Below are 14980 nucleotides of genomic sequence, written 5' to 3' on the forward strand. Positions count from 1 at the left end.
TATCGGGGCAAGCTTCCTCTCCGCCAGCACCCTCTCACGCTGAAAACCCCGACGCCTTCCGCGAATAACCAGTATTTTGGTATGCGTCGTTTCACACCCAGCCCGATGGGGCGCCGTCCACCAAAGAGGAGTAGTCTCGAAGCCATGAAAGGTGCACGCGCAGGATCCAAAGTTGGCCAAGTCGCAGGGTTCAGACATCACAAGCCACGGCCCTTCGCTCCCATAGATTTCGACCCCTACGAAGGCGGCGCCGACCCGGCGCGCATCTCGGAAGCAGCTCATCTTTCGGCGCAGGCCTTCGTTCGCCGCGGAATCGCGAACGAGGACCCTGAGGTTTCGCAAAGGCTAATTCAAGTCGCCGAAACCGAAGGTCTAGAGGTCCTTGCCGAACTCTGGTCCGAAGCCCCTGCGAGGTCCCTGCCAGGAGCCTTGTGGCGCCTCTATGCCATCCGCGCGGCAACCATGAACAACGCTGAAACCATGTCTGCCCGGTTCCGTGCCGGATCCCATCGTGCCGAGGTGGAACGCCTGGTGGCCGGTGTTGCCGAACCGCCGACGGCCGAAGAACTTAAAAACATGGCAACTTCCATCCTTTCCGGAGCCTTCGACGGAGACTTTGCCCACGCGTTGGAGCGCACCGCGGCCTATTGCCGGGTTCTCGCGTTGGGAATGACCGAGCATGCAGACGCGGCAGATCTGGCGCATGAAACCCGCGGCTCGAAACTGACCGCCCGAGCCAAGTCGATGGCGAACACCGCAGAGGACTTGGAAGCCTGTGCCCGGCTCTGGCGGCAGGGCACGTTGGACTGATTGCCAACCATAAGCCTATAGGATTGATTTGAGATACTGACGGCGAGAAAAGGTAGGCATAGTGGGCGCGGAAGCCAATAGTGCAGCTTCTGGAACCCTGCGATGGCTACTGATCCTCGTCGCTACCGCCCTTCTTTCGCAGACCACGCTGAACCTCGTACGCCCGGTCACCACATACAAGCTCATATCCCTGGATGCCGGTCCGGTCACGGTGGGGCTCGCCACCGCGGCATACGCCCTGTTGCCGATGGTCACCGCGGTGTGGCTGGGACGCTTCAGTTCACGCATCCCCAAAATTCGCTTTCTCATGCTCGCCGGAGCCGGGTTGATGGGGCTGGGATCATTGGGCATTGCCGCAGCTCAGGGATACATCATGGTGGCCGTTGCCAGCGCGATACTGGGCATGGGGCATTTGATGTTCACCATTGGCGGGCAGTCCTCCATCGCCCGCTATTTTCCCGATGACCAGCTGGATAAGGGCTTCGGCTGGTTCACCGCCGCGTACTCGGCCGGCCAGTTCCTCGGACCGCTGATCGCAGGAATCATCCTCGGCACTTCCACGGTGGCCGACTCCCCCGAACGCATTGCCGATATCAATCTTTCGCTGTGGATCGGCGGCGCCTGCGCGTTGCTTGCCATTCCGCTGCTCCTGCCTAATCTGCAGCCGAGAATCAAGAAGGTTGCTGCCAGCTCCACGCCTGGGCCACAGGCTTCGATGGTTTCGATTCTCAAGGTCAAAGGCATGCCTTCGCATATGCTCGCCTCGCTGACATTGCTGTCGATCTTGGACATCCTCACCGCATTCCTCCCCTTGGTGGCAGAAAAGCATGGCGTAACACCGGCCGCCGTGGGTGTCTTGCTGGCAATCCGAGGCAGCGCTTCGGTGGTCTCGCGGCTCTTCCTTCCCTGGATCTCACGCCACTTCAGCCGCAAGTCAATACTGCTCACCAGCCTGTATACGGCGGGCATAACCATCGCCCTTGCGCCCCTGTTCATCGATACGCTCTGGCTCGCCGGATTGGCGCTGCTGATCGGTGGGTTCTTCCTCGGCATGGGTCAACCGGTGACCATGACCATGGTGTCCACCTCCGTGCCCTCGCAGGACCGCGGGGGAGCACTCGCGGTCCGCCTGATGGGCAATCGTCTGGGCCAGGTGATCCTGCCGATGGCCGCCAGCACCGTGGCAGTCGGGGCGGGGCCGGCCGGGGCCATCTGGTTCTGCTGTGGCTTGCTGTGCCTCAGCGGCATCGAGAAATCACTGCGTAACTAACGTGAGAATGCGCACGCGGTTCCCCCTATGGTTGACAGCAAGCGCTTAGTGCGAGAAAACTAGTAGACGGTGCCGGGCCGCTGGTAACCCCGGGCTCCAAAATTCTGCCGCTTCGAGCGGCCTTCCGCCGAGAGGCGTTCCCGGCCCGGCATCACTTACGTTTCGAAGTTAACCTTTGCGACGTAAACTGTTCAGCGTTAGTACCAAAACTGTGACCTGAGACGAATGGTGCGCCGAACAACGTGAAGTTCCAAATCTTTCCTTCAGCATCGCGCGGCATTGAATTGCTGAGCGACTTGGCAAGCACCATCCGCAATTCGGTGGCCAGCGTTTCCGAAATGATCGGCAATCCCGAGGGACGTTCCGAGCAGCTCAAGGAGCTCGCCACGGCGGAAGCCCAAGCCTCGGATCTCTTGCACGCGTTGCTCACCCATCTGCGTACCAGCTACATCAGTCCGCTACCGCGCGAAGACATGTACATGTTTTCGCGGCTGCTGCACGAAACCATGGAGCAGCTACGCGGCATTGGCGAACTGATCAATACCTTGGGTTCCACACCGCTGTCGGAACGAGCCGCCGAGCAGCTGGAACTGATCTCTCAGCTCGCCGAGCTCGCCTCGAATTCCGTGCGAAGCCTGAATAAGCTTGATGATTTGGAAGACAACTGGCTGCAGATGATGCAGTACTCAAAGCGTGCGGCGCGTACTCACCTGGTTTGGATTGATGAAATCTCCAACTTTTCCAAAGCCTCCACAATTCACAAGCATCAGCGCGTAGCCGATCACTTGCTGCTCACCGCGAACACCCTGCGCCAGTTCTCCGATCACCTCGGCCGCGTGCTGGTCAAGGAATCCTAGAAAACTCATGGATTTGCTCCCCTTATTCACCACCATCGCCATCGTACTGACTCTGGGTTATGCGGTGCTCAACGGGTTCAGGGACTCCTCTACCGCCGTCGCGGCGGCCGTACGTACCCGTGCGCTGAGCCCGGCTATCGCGGTCGGTGCCGCCGCCTTGTTCGCCTTCATCGGCACCATGGCGACCACCACCTTCAGTACGGTGCTGATCAGCCGGTTGAACATGCAGCTGCCCGACGGCACCGTCGGGATGAAGTTGTTGATCGCAGCGCTCTTGGCCGCCGGGGCCTGGCTGCTGATTTGCTGGTGGCGAGGCATACCGGTCTCCTCCACGCACGCTCTGATCTCCGCGTTGGTCGGTGCCGGTGCGGCGAACTCCTGGCTGGGCAATGAGTCGCTGGGGGGCGCGGTGGACCTCTTTACCCGCTCCGTACTGCTGCCACTGCTGGTCACCCCGCTCATCGCGTACACCGCCTCCTTCTTGCTGGTGGTCCCGGCAACCTGGCTGATGCGCCACGATACTTCCCGGGACGTCAATACCCGCTCCCGAGCGGGCCAGGCTATCGCGGCCTGCGCCGTGGCGCTGGGCCTCGGGCTGCAGGACGGCCAGCGTACCGCGGCAACGATCACCCTGGTGCTCATCACCGGCGGACATATGGATCCGGGACCGGTGGCCTTGGCCATTCAGCTGATCGCCGCTTCGGCGCTGTCTTTCGGGGTGCTCCTCGGCGGCTGGCGAATCACCTATACGCTCTCGCGCCGGCTGGTGAATTTTGATCCACTGCGTGGCATGGTCGCCCAAGGCGTCGCCGCGACCATGCTCTACGTCGGCTCGATGCTGCTGCACCTGCCGCTGTCCACCACCCAGGCCGTCACCAGCTCTATTGTCGGCGCCGGCGCGAACCAGGCCTTCGAGTCGGTCGTCTGGTACCGGGTCGTGAAGGTCTACGGGCACTGGATCGCCACCCCGGCAATCTGCATACTTGCCGGGGCGATCCTGGCCCTTGCCATGGACCCGGTGGGCTAGCTATCCAAGGTCGGTCCGGGCTGCTCGGTATGCGGCACGAAGCGTACGCTCATCGCCTTGAAGCCAGGAGTATTGGACTCGCGGGCGACTAGTCCGCGGTGCACCAAAGCGTTGGCTTCCGGGAAGTAAGCCGCGGCACACCCCTTTGCCGTCGGATAGGACACCAGACGGAACCTGTTCGCCCGGCGTTCGGTGCCGGCGAAGGTCGAGATCACATCGACCAGCTCGCGGTCCTTGAACCCCATTTCGGCCAGGTCCTCCGGGTGAATGAGGATTACCCGACGCCCGTCCTTGATGCCACGGTACCGGTCATCCAGTCCGTAGAACGTGGTGTTGTACTGGTCATGGCTGCGCATGGTCTGCAAGATCAGGTGGCCTTCCGGGGCCTTGAGCGCCTCGAAAGGCGAGACCGTGAACCGGCCCTTGCCGATGTCGGTGGCGAAGGAGCGTGTATCGCGTGGCGCGTTGGGCAGCACGAACCCGTTGCGTTCGCGCACCCGCCGATTGAAGTCCTCGAATCCGGGCAGCACCCGAGCGATATGATCACGGATCACGTCATAGTCCTCGGCCATGCCCCGCCAGTTCACGACGTGGTCATCGCCCAGGATGGCCTGGGCCATGCGGGCCACGATCACCGGTTCGGACAGCAGATGCTCGGAGACCGGGGTGAGCCGGCCCTGGGTCGAGTGGATCACCGACATCGAGTCCTCCACGGAGAGGAACTGCGCACCCTTTGGGTGCTTATCGTCCTTGTCCGTGCGCCCCAGCGTCGGCAGGATCAGCGAGGTCTGCCCGTGCACCACGTGGGAACGGTTTGGCTTGGTGGAGATGTGCACCGTGAGCTTGGCACGCTGCATGCCCGCTTCGAGCAACTCGGTTTCCGAGTTCGCCAGGGCGAAGTTGCCGCCCATAGAGACGAACACGTCCACCTCGTCCTGCTCAAAGGCGTCCAAGGCCTCCGTGGAGTCGTAGCCATGGGCGCGTGGGGAGTCGATGCCGAATTCGGCATCCAGCGCCTCCAGGAGCTCTTCTGTGGGCTTCTCCCAGATCCCCATGGTGCGGTCGCCCTGCACATTCGAGTGGCCGCGTACCGGGCAAGCCCCGGCGCCGGGCTTGCCGAAGTTGCCTTGCAGCAGCAGCAGGTTGATGATTTCCTTCAGCGTCGGCACCGAATGCGGCTGCTGGGTCAGGCCCAGCGCCCAGCAGAAGATGGAGGCCTTGGAAGCAATGAGCAGTTCGGCGATCTCGGTGATCTGCGCACGGGTCAGGCCGGTGGCCTCTTCGGTGGCTTCCCAATCCAGTTCGGCGCGGGCGCTCTTGTAGGCTTCGAACCCGTCGGTCACCTCGGCGACGAACTTCTGGTCCACCACGGATCCCGGATTCTTCTCCTCCTCTGCGAGCAGGAGATGCCCGAAGGCCTGGAAGAGCGCCAGGTCTCCACCGACCTTGATCTGCAGGAAGTGCGTGCTGATTTCGCTCGGCTTGCCGAGCATGCCGCCCACGGTCTGCGGGTCTTTGAATCCAAAGAATCCGGCCTCGGGCAGCGGATTCACCGCAACGATCTTGGCCCCGCGTTTGCGTGCGTCGGCGAGCGCCGACAGCATCCGCGGGTGGTTGGTTCCCGGGTTCTGGCCGACCACGAAGATCAGTTCGGCGTGGTCGAAGTCTTCCAGCGAGACGGTGCCTTTGCCGATGCCGATGGTCGGATTCATGGCCGAGCCCGAGGACTCATGGCACATGTTCGAGCAGTCGGGCAGGTTGTTGGTGCCCAGCGAGCGGGCGAGCAACTGGTACATGAACGCCGTCTCATTTGCCGTGCGCCCCGAGGTGTAGAAGACACACTTCTCCGGGGTGCTGGCGTTGACGTGCTCACCGATGGTGCTGAAGGCTTCGGCCCAGCTAATCGGCTTGTAGTGGGTATCTCCGGCGCGGATGATCATCGGTGCGCTGATGCGCCCCTGCGAACCAAGCCAGTATTCTGTTTTTTCGCGCAATACGCTGATCGGGTGCTGTTCCCACCACTCCGGGGTGACGGTGCGGGCGCTGGCTTCCTCGGCAATGGCCTTGGCACCGTTCTCGCAGAATTCTGCCGGCTTGCGCGCCCCGGTAATCGATTCGGGCCAGGCGCAACCCGGACAGTCGAATCCACCGCGCTGGTTGATGCGCGCCATGGAAAGCAGGGTGCGGCTTACCCCTGCTTCGGCGAAGCCGCGTTGCAAGGAAACGGCGACGGCCTTGAGGCCGGCGGCGCTGCGCTTGGGGTCACCGACCTTGAGATCATCTTCATTGATGTCATCTTTGGGGGCTGGGAGATGCATGGTCTTCCTCCACTGAGCTACTGAGTGCCTAAAATGCGTTGGGCATGAGTGTATAAGTTGATGCTGCTCCCACGGGAGAATCCGGCCAGCGTTACGCCACATTCATCTGCCAGCTCTACGGCTAGCGAAGAAGGTGCGCTGACGGCACTGAGCACCGGGATTCCCGCCATGGCGGCTTTCTGCACTAATTCGAATGACGCGCGTCCGGAAACCTGCAGAATTGTATGGCTCAGCGGCAGGCGGTTATCACGCAGCGCCGCGCCGATGACCTTGTCCACCGCGTTGTGCCGCCCCACGTCTTCGCGCAGGATGAGCAGCTCACCGGTGGTGCTGAAAAGCCCCGCGGCGTGGACCCCGCCGGTGGAGCTGAAGAGCTTCTGGGAGTCGCGCAGGGTGTCCGGCATCGCCAACAGCACCGCGAGCTCCAGCCGCCCGGCTTCAGGATCGAGTTCGTAGCTGGATTTCTTGCGGACCTCGTCGATGGAGTTGGTTCCGCAGATGCCGCAGGCCGAGCTGGTCACCACGTTGCGGGCCGCGGACGGGTCAGGAGGCTGGGCGCCGAAGCCCAATTGGGCCTCGATGACGTTATAGGTTTGGTTGCCCTCATCGTCGGTGCCCATGCAGTAGCGCATGGCGGTCAGCTGCTCGGAGCGCGCAATGATCCCCTCCGCGTGCAGGAAGCCGGCGACCAAGTCGAAGTCGTCCCCTGGGGTGCGCATCGAGGTGGTGAATGCGGTGGATCCGAAGCGGATCTCCAATGGCTCTTCACCGGCGAGCTTTTCCTCGCGGACAAAGCTGCTACCGCCCAGCGTGGCGCGGATAATGCGCCGTCGCAGGATCTTGCGTCCCATTGCGGTATCTCTTTTCTTGCAAGTGCCCTGAGTCACATACCAACGTAACCTAAAATCTGCTTCCGGCGCATCCCCGTGACTTCATTTATTACTTGGCGTCCGGCCGGAAGAGGTCTTCGATCTTGCAGTCGAAGACCTCGGCGAGTTTGAACGCCAGCGGCAGGGACGGGTCATAGCGGCCCTTCTCCAGCGAAATGATCGTTTGCCTGGAGACTCCGAGCTCGTCGGCGAGCGCCTGCTGGGAGAAGCCACGCTCCAAGCGGCGTGCGGGCAAGGTGTTTTCCACTACCCCTCGACTCGCTTGATCAGCCAGTAGCGCACCGCGAAGTCCACCATGGCCAGCAAGACGACACCGGCTAATACCAACCCGATCGAGGCCTGGACCTGCAGGAAGGAAAACACCGCGCCACCCAGGCCGCAGACGAGCAGGAGGTCCTGGAAGACCCCGACCGCAGCCTTGTCGTACCACTGGGATTCCACCGATATCTCGGGATTCTTCGTGGCCCCGCGCAAGGTATCCCGGTCCAGCAGCAGCGCCCAGCAGGCCACCGAAAGCACCGGCAGCAGGCCGGCCATCATGACCAGGGCCGCCATTACGAAATTTTCCGGGAAGTTCAGTCTGGCGAAGAGCAGTCCCCCGCCGGCGGAGAGCAAGATCCCCACTAGCAGGCTGGTGATGATCAGCGCCGCCGAGCCGCCGCCGAAGCGCGATCGCCCCCACTTGGACTGGGCCACGGTTTTCGTATTCATCTCAACTCCTGGTTCAACCTCTCAGCACGTAAATCAAACTTTACAGTCAAGCGACCTTTACATCATTGCTTAAAAACCAGCGGCGCCTTGCTTTCGCATGGCGCCGCTGGCGGTGATCCCCTCCAGGATCCCCGGAAGACCCCCCTTCCGGTCCGTCTGCCGCCCCGTCGCAATAGGGGCAGGAGACGAAATCTTTAGCCGAAGCGTCCGGAGACGTAATCCTCGGTGGCCTTCTGCTCCGGGTTGGAGAAGATGGCAGCGGTTTCGTTGTACTCGATGAGCTTGCCCGGCTTGCCGGTGCCCGCGATGTTGAAGAACGCGGTCCGATCCGAAACGCGCGCGGCCTGCTGCATATTGTGGGTCACGATCACCACGGTGAATTCGCTCTTCAGCTCATTGATCAGGTCCTCGATGGCCAGCGTGGAGATCGGGTCCAGCGCCGAGCAAGGCTCATCCATCAAGATCACGTCGGGCTTCACCGCGATGGTGCGCGCGATGCACAGTCGCTGCTGCTGGCCACCGGAGAGCCCGGAGCCTGGCTTGTCCAAACGATCCTTGACTTCGTTCCACAGGTTCGCGCCGCGCAAGGACTTCTCCACCAGCGAGTCCGCATCGGAGCGGGAGATCTTCTTGCCGTTCAGCTTCACTCCGGCCAGCACATTGTCCTTGATGGACATGGTGGGGAACGGATTCGGACGCTGGAAGACCATGCCGATCTGGCTGCGCACGGTCACCGGGTCAACGCCTGGGCCGTAGAGGTCGTCGCCGTCGAGCAGCACCTCGCCCTCGACGCGGCCGCCGGGGATGACTTCATGCATGCGGTTCAGCGTGCGCAGGAAGGTCGACTTGCCGCAGCCCGAGGGGCCGATGAACGCGGTGACGGACTTTGGCTCGATGTTGATCGAGATGTCTTCAACAGCGAGGAACTTGGAGTAGTAGACGTTCAGATCTTTGACGTCGATACGTTTTGCCATGATGTATTCCTTGAAAATCTAGTGGGGTGAGTGCCGGAGCCTAGCGGCTCAACGGCCCTTCTTCGGGGCGAACAGCGAGGCGATCAATCGGGCACCGAGGTTCAGCGCCATCACCATCAGGATCAGCAGCAGGGCAGCGGCCCAGGCGCGCTGCACCGAAGGGTCGATATTCGTCGGGCTGGTCGGAGTCAGGATCTGGTAGTAGATGAAGGTCGGCAGCGTGGACATCCAGTTTGCGAAGACGTTCGTATTGATGCTGCTGGCAATGCCTGCGGTCACCAGGATCGGTGCGGTCTCGCCAATCACGCGGGCAATAGCCAGGGTGACGCCGGAGGCGATACCGGAGATCGCGGTCGGGATCACTACCTTCAAGATGGTGCGCCAGCGGCGCACACCCAGCGCGTAGGACGCCTCGCGCAACTCGTTCGGAACGATCTTGAGCATTTCCTCGGTGGAGCGTACCACCGTGGGGATCATCAGCACGCTGAGCGCTACCGCCGCGACGATGCCCATGCGGGCGTTGGGACCCAGGAGCAGTCCGAAGAACGCGGCGGCGAACAGGCCGGCCACGATGGACGGAATACCGGTCATCACGTCGACGAAGAAGGTAATGGCTTTGGCCAGCACTCCGTTCTTCCCGTATTCGACGAGATAGACCGCGGTGAGCATGCCCACCGGAACCGAGATCACGGTAGCCCACAAGGTGATCATCAGCGTGCCCAACAGCGCGTGGTAGGCACCGCCGATGACCGGCGCGCCGTCCGCTACGCTCTGGTTGTCCACCGCACCGGTGACCCCGTTCATGGAGCTGAACAGGAAGTGCGAGTTCATCCCCGGCAATCCCTTTTCCAGCACCGTGTAGAGCACCGAGGCCAGCGGGATCAGCGCCAGCAGGAAGGCCCCGTAGATCAGGTAGGTCCACATGGCGTTGCGGCCCTGGCGCCTGCCCTCGACCACCGAGGTGAGCACGGTACCGGCGATCACGAAGAGCACCGCCGAGTAGATCGCGAAGGTTGCCACGCTGAAGCCGGTCAGCGTGGAGAACGCGGCGCCGACAATGATCGCGCCGGCCGCGGTGGCGGGCACCGCCCAGCGGGGCAGCTTTCCCTTGGAAAGCGAATTGCGCTTGCGGCTCGGCGGGGTCGGCTGGGCCGCTTGGGTGTTGGCAGTCATGACACTCATCAGTTAGCTCCCGAGAATTCCTTGTGCCGGGCGATGATGCCACGGGCGATCATGTTCACGATCAGGGTGATCATGAACAGGACCAGGCCGGCGGCGATCAACTCGGCCAGACGCAACCCGAAAGCCTCGGGGAAGTTCAACGCGATTTCTGCCGCGATCGTCTGGTTGCCGGTCTTGATCAGCGATGGGATCAGGTTGCCGGTGGAGAGCACCAGGGCTACCGCCATGGTTTCACCCAGCGCGCGCCCCAGGCCCAGCATGACCGCGGAGATGATTCCCGGACGGGCGAAGGGGATCACCGCGGTGGTGATCATTTCCCAGCGGGTGGCGCCCAAAGCCAGGGCCGCCTCCTCGTGGAGCTTCGGGGTCTGCAAGAAGATTTCGCGGCTCAGCGAGGTGATGATCGGCAATACCATGACCGCCAGCACGATGCCTGCGGTGAGCATGGTCTTACCGGTCTGCGAGGCAGGACCGGCGAAAATCGGGATGAAGCCCAGGTTCGCTGCCAGCCATTCGAAGGCCGGAACAAGTGCCGGGGCGAGCACCATATAACCCCAGGCGCCGTAGATCACCGAAGGGATCGCGGCCAGCAGGTCGATGACGTAGCCCAGCGGGCCGGCGACCTTACGCGGGGCGAAGTGCGAGATGAACAGGGCCACTCCGATACCGACGGGAGTGGCGATGAGAATTGCGATCGCCGAGGCGATCACGGTGCCGATAACAATCGGCCAGATGTAGGCGAAGAAGCCTTCCCCGCCGGAAATGTCGGCCGGATCGGCGACAAACGTCGGCAGGGCCTGAATGAGCAAGAAGATCGCAACGGCGAACAGCGTGACTAGGATCAGCACCCCGGCGGCTAATGCCGTTCCGGAGAAGATCTTGTCGCCCGCTTGACCCGAGGTCGATGACTTGCTTTTCAAAGCATTGGTAGTCATGGCAGGAGCCTTTACAAGGGAGGGGGTTACGACTGCGAGGTCGTGGGGTGGAGGGGGTTGCGTGGGCGAATCACTTCGATCCGCCCACGCGGTGCTGCGTTGTTACTACTTGGCGACGGTGATTGCGTCCAACGACTTCGCGGCCTTCTCGGCGATTGCCGCCGAGATTGGCGCGTTGCCCGCCGAGTCCTGAGCGGTCTTCTGGCCGTCTTCCGAGATCACGTAGTTGCCAAAGGCCTTTACCAGGTCAACTGTAGCCTGATCTTCGTAGGTGGTGCAGAAGATGTGGTACGAAAGCAGCACGATTGGGTAGGTGCCGGCTTCGGTGGTGTCACGTTCCAGGTCCAGCGCCAGATCGATCTCGGCTGCGCCTTCGACTGGGGTCGCGGTCTCCAGCGCCTTGGCTGCCGCCTCGGCCGAGATCTTGGTGTATTCCTCGCCGACCTTCACGTTTACGGTGGACAGGTTGCCTACCGCGGAGAAATCGGCGTAGGTGATGGCACCATCGGTGGAGGTGGTGGTCGAAACCACGCCGGAGGTGCCCTTGGCGTTCTCCGACTGGATGTCGCTTGGCCAGTCACCGGAAACGTCGTAGTCCCAGACATCGCCGGCAGCGGCGGAGAGGTACTCGACGAAGTTCTCGGTGGTGCCGGATTCGTCGTTGCGGTGGACCACGGTGATGGCGGTGTCCGGAAGTTCAACTTCTGGGTTCTGGCTGGCGATAGCCTCATCATTCCACTTGGTGATTTCCTTCTTGAACACCTTGGCGATGGTTGCCGAATCCATGTTGATCTCTTCGACGCCCTCGAGGTTGAAGGCAATCGCGATCGGGGAGACGTAGGCAGGGATGTTGAATGCGCCCTCGGGACCGCAAACTTCCTTGGCCTTGTCTGCTTCATCGGCCTTCAGGTAGGCATCCGAGCCGGCGAACTGCGCGCCGCCTGCGAGGAATGCTTCGCGGCCCGCGCCGGAGCCATCCGGCGAGTACTGCACGTTGGCTTCCGCGTTCTCGGCCTTGAAGCCGGTGATCCAGGCTTCCATGGCCGAGTTCTGGCTGGAGGCGCCGATGCCGGTCAGCGTGCCGGTGACGCCGGCTGCCGCCGAGCTGTCTGCACCTTCGGAGCCAGCGGCTGCGGTCGGGTTGTCGGATCCGCAGGCGGTCAGCGCGAGCGCGGCGACGGAAAGGACTGCAGCTGCGCTGCCAAAACGATTGAGCTTCACGAGTATAACTCCCCATTTGTCGATGATCTAAGTAGAACCAGCAGCGGACATCTGCCACGCTTCGTATACGACGTTAAACGCCCGAGGTAACCAGCTGACCCGGCGAAGGTGAACAAAAGGTTAACAACCTTTCGAACGCACCGTGAGCTCGCTCACTGCCGCAATAACCTCGTTGCCAGTGCTCCACGTCACGGCGGCTCATGGAACACTAGTCACATGCCACAAGCACGAATTCCGCAACGCGTGAGCAAGTTCCTGGCCCAACGCAACCGTTCCGGGCTGGTGCGCGCGCGCAATTCCCTGCCGCGCATCCTGCGCATGACCCTGGGGGCAATCGGCGCGTTCTGGATAGCCTCGGCGATCTGGGGGCACACGGATCCCATCTTCGCCGCCACCAGCGCGCTGATCTCGCTGGGCTTCGGGGCCGCCACCACCACCCGGCGCACCGCCGAGGTGGCCCTGGGCTGCACGCTCGGCGTGGCGCTGGGCGATGGGCTCATGCACTGGTGGGGGCAGGGCATCTGGCAGGCCGCGGCGGTCATGTCGCTGTCCTTGGTCGTTGCCCGCTACCTGGATTCGGGAGCGATCTTCTCCACCCAGCTGGGCATGCAATCCGCCCTGGTGGTATTGCTGCCGATCAGCGCGGACGGGCCCTTCGCCAGATCGTTCGACGCCATGACCGGTTCCGTGCTGGCGCTGCTGATCATCGTGCTATGGCCCAGCGATCCGCGGCGCACCCCGATCGGCGCCCTGTCGGATCTGCTCAAGGAACTTTCCGAGGCGATGATCGAATGCTCCTGGGCGGTGCGGGACGACGATCACCGCTCGGCCTTCCACGCCCTGATCAAGGCGCGCGCCACGCAACGCCACGTCGAAAAGCTACCGTCGGCCTTCCGCGTGGCCAAGGAAATCGCCACCCTGTCCCCCACGGCACGCAGGCACCGGCACGAACTTGCCCGGCTCGCCTTGCGGCTGGAGCACTACGACCGTGCCGCGCGCAATAGCCGCGTCTTCGCCCGCCGCCTAGCCTCGGTGCTCAGCAACGGCGCGCTGACCGCCGAGGGGGCGCAGAATGTGGCACCGCTGCTGCGCGATGTGTCCGAGGCGGTCAACACCATGGCCCATTCGGTGCGCGAACCCACCGTGGCGGGGCAGCGAAAATTCGAGAAGGCCGCACGCCACCAGCTCGAAGCCGTGGCAGCCCAGCTTGACCCGCGGGAGCTGGGCGTCGAGGGGCTCCAAGGCGAAGGGCTGGTGCTGCTCCTGCGTCCGCTGGTCGTCGACCTCCTGCAGGCCGCCGGCCGCGATCACCAAGAAGCTGTCGGGCCGCTGCCCCGCCTGAGCTGAATTGTCCGCCGGCCTCGATAGCATTGGTACATGGCCAAGACCTCGACACGCAGCAAGTCTTCAGCAAGCTATAAATGCGCCGAATGCGGCTGGACGACGATCAAATGGGTCGGCCGTTGCGGCGAATGCCAGGCCTGGGGTTCGGTGGAGGAAGTCGGTGCGGTAACCGCTCGCACCGCCCCGGCGGCGAAGGTCGCGAACCTTGCCCAGCCCATCTCGGAAATAGACGGTTCCGCGGCGGCTTTCCGCAGCAGCGGCGTCTCCGAACTGGACCGGGTGCTTGGCGGCGGCTTGGTGCCCGCCGCGGCGATCCTGCTCGCCGGCGAGCCCGGAGTGGGCAAATCCACGCTGCTCCTCGACGTCGCGGCGAAGGCCGCCCAGACCGGGCTTCGCGTGCTCTATCTAACCGGCGAAGAATCCGCGGCGCAGGTGAAATCCCGCGCCGAGCGCATCAACGCCATCGCGGACAATCTCTACCTGGCGGCCGAAACGGACCTGTCCTTGGCCCTCGGGCAGATCCGCGAGATCGACCCGCAGCTGCTGGTTTTGGACTCGGTGCAGACCTTCTCCTCGGCCGAGATCGATGGTTCCGCCGGCGGCGTTTCGCAGGTGCGTGAGGTTGCCGCCTCCATCATCAACGCGGCAAAGACCCGCGCGATGACCACCATCATGGTCGGGCATGTGACCAAGGAAGGCTCGGTAGCCGGCCCCCGCCTGCTCGAGCACCTGGTGGACGTGGTCTGTCAATTCGACGGGGAGAAGCATTCCCGGCTGCGCATCCTGCGCGCGCTGAAAAACCGCTACGGCGCCACCGACGAGGTGGGCTGCTTCGACTTGAATGAAGATGGCATCCAATCGCTGACCGACCCGTCGAAACTCTTCGTCACGCGAACCCGCAATCCGGTGCCCGGCACCTGCATCACGGTGACCTTGGAGGGCCGGCGCCCGCTGGTCGCCGAGGTGCAGACGCTGCTTTCGCGCTCTACCGCACCGGCCCCGCGCCGCGCGACCAGCGGCCTGGATCCGGCCCGTGCGCAGATGGTGCTCGCGGTCCTCCAAGCGCGTGCCCGCATGGATCTGTCCTCCATGGATTCCTATATCGCCACCGTCGGCGGAGTGAAAATCTCCGAACCGGCTGCCGATCTCTCCTGCGCCCTGGCGATCGCTTCCTCGATGAACGAATTCCCGCTCCCGCAGGACTTCGTCGCCTTCGGCGAGGTGGGCCTGGCCGGTGAGGTCCGCCAGGTTCCGGAGATCTCCCGCCGCATCACCGAGGCGGCCCGCTTGGGGTTCTCCTTCGCCATGGCTCCGGCCACCCCCGAGCCGCTGAAAAACATTCCGGCAGGCATCCGCGTCTTCCAGGTCGAGTCGATCGCCGAGGCCCTGGATGTCGCCTTTACCCAAAGGCAGAACTCCACGCGATAAAATGGGGGTTGCT

14 protein-coding genes are annotated in these 14980 nt (G+C 63.0%); 6 read left to right on the forward strand and 8 right to left on the reverse strand.

What is annotated here, in order from left to right; all coding sequences use genetic code 11:
* Positions 1–144: 144 nt before the first annotated feature.
* From CIK76_RS10105 to CIK76_RS10120, 4 genes are all read left to right on the forward strand, one after another.
* Positions 145–810: a hypothetical protein gene (locus CIK76_RS10105; protein ID WP_096285947.1), complete on the forward strand. Its 666-nt coding sequence runs from the start codon at positions 145–147 to the stop codon at positions 808–810.
* Positions 811–871: 61 nt separating this feature from the next.
* Positions 872–2080 carry an MFS transporter gene (locus CIK76_RS10110; protein ID WP_255248425.1) on the forward strand — a complete coding sequence of 403 codons (1209 nt, stop codon included), beginning with the start codon at positions 872–874 and terminating at the stop codon, positions 2078–2080.
* A 242-nt stretch (positions 2081–2322) separates the two neighbouring features.
* On the forward strand, positions 2323–2937 hold the full coding sequence (locus CIK76_RS10115) for a DUF47 family protein (RefSeq protein ID WP_096285949.1): 615 nt from the start codon (positions 2323–2325) through the stop codon (positions 2935–2937).
* A 7-nt stretch (positions 2938–2944) separates the two neighbouring features.
* A complete protein-coding gene (locus CIK76_RS10120) occupies positions 2945–3964 on the forward strand; it encodes an inorganic phosphate transporter (protein ID WP_096285951.1) in 1020 nt (339 codons plus the stop codon).
* On the opposite strand, the gene CIK76_RS10125 is transcribed toward CIK76_RS10120, so the two are convergent.
* The 8 genes from CIK76_RS10125 to pstS all read right to left on the reverse strand — a co-directional run bounded on the left by CIK76_RS10125 (position 3961) and on the right by pstS (position 12195).
* Positions 3961–6282, reverse strand: a complete 2322-nt coding sequence (locus CIK76_RS10125; protein WP_096285953.1) for an FdhF/YdeP family oxidoreductase — start codon at positions 6280–6282, stop codon at positions 3961–3963. The genes CIK76_RS10120 and CIK76_RS10125 overlap by 4 nt on opposite strands.
* 17 nt (positions 6283–6299) lie before the next feature.
* On the reverse strand, positions 6300–7133 hold the full coding sequence (gene fdhD, locus CIK76_RS10130; protein ID WP_096285955.1) for a formate dehydrogenase accessory sulfurtransferase FdhD: 834 nt from the start codon (positions 7131–7133) through the stop codon (positions 6300–6302).
* Between the two features lie 88 nt (positions 7134–7221).
* Complete coding sequence (locus tag CIK76_RS10135; protein ID WP_096285957.1) at positions 7222–7419, reverse strand: helix-turn-helix transcriptional regulator; 198 nt, start codon at positions 7417–7419, stop codon at positions 7222–7224.
* Complete coding sequence (locus CIK76_RS10140) at positions 7419–7883, reverse strand: hypothetical protein (RefSeq protein WP_096285959.1); 465 nt, start codon at positions 7881–7883, stop codon at positions 7419–7421. Before CIK76_RS10140 ends, CIK76_RS10135 begins: the two co-directional genes overlap by 1 nt.
* Positions 7884–8077: 194 nt before the next feature.
* The gene (pstB, locus tag CIK76_RS10145; RefSeq protein ID WP_096285961.1) at positions 8078–8857 is read right to left on the reverse strand and encodes a phosphate ABC transporter ATP-binding protein PstB; all 780 of its coding nucleotides are present in this window, start codon (positions 8855–8857) and stop codon (positions 8078–8080) included.
* Positions 8858–8905: 48 nt separating this feature from the next.
* Complete coding sequence (gene pstA, locus CIK76_RS10150) at positions 8906–10030, reverse strand: phosphate ABC transporter permease PstA (protein WP_096286057.1); 1125 nt, start codon at positions 10028–10030, stop codon at positions 8906–8908.
* An 8-nt stretch (positions 10031–10038) separates the two neighbouring features.
* The gene (gene pstC / locus CIK76_RS10155) at positions 10039–10974 is read right to left on the reverse strand and encodes a phosphate ABC transporter permease subunit PstC (protein ID WP_096285963.1); all 936 of its coding nucleotides are present in this window, start codon (positions 10972–10974) and stop codon (positions 10039–10041) included.
* A 105-nt stretch (positions 10975–11079) separates the two neighbouring features.
* Positions 11080–12195 (reverse strand): phosphate ABC transporter substrate-binding protein PstS, encoded by a 1116-nt coding sequence (pstS, locus tag CIK76_RS10160; RefSeq protein WP_096285965.1) that lies wholly within the window; start codon positions 12193–12195, stop codon positions 11080–11082.
* 216 nt (positions 12196–12411) lie between these two features.
* On the opposite strand from pstS, the gene CIK76_RS10165 reads away from it, so the two are divergent.
* Together CIK76_RS10165 and radA are read left to right on the forward strand one after the other, a co-directional pair.
* Entirely contained in the window at positions 12412–13542 is a 1131-nt protein-coding gene (locus CIK76_RS10165; protein WP_096285967.1) for an FUSC family protein, read from the forward strand.
* 30 nt (positions 13543–13572) lie between these two features.
* A complete protein-coding gene (radA, locus tag CIK76_RS10170) occupies positions 13573–14967 on the forward strand; it encodes a DNA repair protein RadA (protein ID WP_096285969.1) in 1395 nt (464 codons plus the stop codon).
* Positions 14968–14980 lie beyond the last annotated feature (13 nt).

The organism is Glutamicibacter sp. BW80 (assembly GCF_002332385.1).
GTDB lineage: Bacteria > Actinomycetota > Actinomycetes > Actinomycetales > Micrococcaceae > Glutamicibacter.